Genomic DNA, 417 nt, shown 5'->3' with positions numbered 1-417 from the left:
CGGGTGCCGGGCCGATCATCGCGACCCTCGAAGAGCAGTAATGACGGCGGAGATCGTATCGGGATCAGCGCCGTGGCCAATCCTGACCAGCGCGCCGCCTATCTCCAACTCGATCGCGCTGGCTCTGGAGCTTCTGGGTTGCGATGCCCGCTTGCTCGCCACAGTCGGCGGCGATGGCTCTTGCTCCTCGAGGACCGCCGGCACGAACATAGGTGCCGCGCGAGGTGCGGCTGGCAGCGCGATACCGCGCTCCTCCATCTCCTTGCGCAGCAGGCGGCGCCAAGTGAAGAGCTGGGATACCGACATGCCATGGCGGCGCGCCACCGCGCTCACACTCTCCGTGCCCGAGTAGCTCTCCGCGACGATCGAGGCCTTCACCTCCGGCGGCCAGTCCCGACGCTTGCCGACACCGGTGAA

Annotated in this window: 1 protein-coding gene; it reads right to left on the bottom strand. The window is 67.6% G+C overall.

The window, feature by feature from the left end:
* Nucleotides 1-15: 15 nt before the first annotated feature.
* Nucleotides 16-417: transposase (locus tag AX708_RS00485; RefSeq protein ID WP_067489148.1), on the bottom strand; the 402-nt coding region annotated here is incomplete at its 5' end.

The sequence above is a fragment of the Erythrobacter sp. CCH5-A1 genome (genome assembly GCF_001557115.1).
Lineage (GTDB): Bacteria > Pseudomonadota > Alphaproteobacteria > Sphingomonadales > Sphingomonadaceae > Erythrobacter.
Note: the sequence above shows the minus strand (reverse complement) of the source record. Positions and strands in the feature narration are given on the sequence as shown.